This window comes from Cellulosilyticum ruminicola JCM 14822, from assembly GCF_001311925.1.
In the GTDB taxonomy this organism is placed as follows: Bacteria; Bacillota; Clostridia; order Lachnospirales; family Cellulosilyticaceae; genus Cellulosilyticum; species Cellulosilyticum ruminicola.
On sequence record NZ_BBCG01000166.1, the window covers coordinates 1 to 1095 of the forward strand.

Annotated in this window: 1 protein-coding gene; it reads right to left on the reverse strand. The window is 31.2% G+C overall.

The window, feature by feature from the left end:
• Positions 1-96: 96 nt before the first annotated feature.
• On the reverse strand, positions 97-1032 hold the full coding sequence (locus JCM14822_RS18690) for an IS982 family transposase (RefSeq protein WP_054744160.1): 936 nt from the start codon (positions 1030-1032) through the stop codon (positions 97-99).
• Positions 1033-1095: the final 63 nt, after the last annotated feature.

Genomic DNA, 1095 nt, shown 5'->3' on the forward strand with positions numbered 1-1095 from the left:
CGACATGTGCTAGTTAATCTTTAATTATGTAAAGGATAAATATGGTAATTATAGAAATTATAATATCCTTGCAATAATTAAACAGTAGTTCATTTATTAAAATATTAAATGTTTAATCTGTGTAGTTGCCTGATTACCAAGACATTTATTTATGAAACAACAGATATTATGTCCTAGGATTTTACTTTGAAGTCTAGCTTTTAGACCACTAAGAGAATTTGCTAGTACTTCATTAATATGAAATTGATTAGCTAACTGAGAAAAGGTCGTTTCAATACGTCTTCTATGTTTACTAATCCAATTTCTCAAGTCTTTTGGGTAAGGGTTTTTACTATTATTTCGTTTTAAGGCTAATAGTGTGAGTCCTTTTTCATTCTTTAAATTTTGAGCAAGTTCATCACCAATGTAACCTTTATCACCTAGGACAATAGGTTGGTAGAGCGATTGAAACATTTCCCAAAGAATTGCTCTGTCGTCTACATTTGCAGCTGTTATTTCAATATCAGTGATATAACCTTCTAAAGTAACTGTCGCATGAAGTTTTAAGCCGTAATAAGTTTCTTTTTTAGATGCACAGTAACCATAAGATGAAATATCTTTAAATCGTTTGCAAAAATGGGCTCTACCAAAGCCACATACAGGAATAGGCATACTATCAACAATGTAAATATCAGAATGGTTGTAACCGATATAGTTACAAATTTCCTTTCTGATTGCATTAATAACAGATTCAAGATTTCTTCTAGTGCGATTAAAACGTGTACGATGCCCTAGATTAGGAAATAGGTCCTTGAAATTTTTGTGAACATAGTTAAACCAAGCTTTTTCAGATGGCATACCATGAATTTCACCAACAATGGCAAGGGTTATAATTTCACTATCGGATAGCTTAGCTTCAGTATAATTACGCCTAAATTTAATATGATCAGGGATAATTTGCTGATAAATGTCATCAATAATAACGTAACAAACTAGAAAAAAGTCTTTTAAATCTTCAATTTTATGGACAGAATAATATTTGAGCTCTAACATGTGATGTCCCCCCATTTTTAGTTTTAGTGTAAGGGTAAGATATCACATGCTTGGAGCTTATTA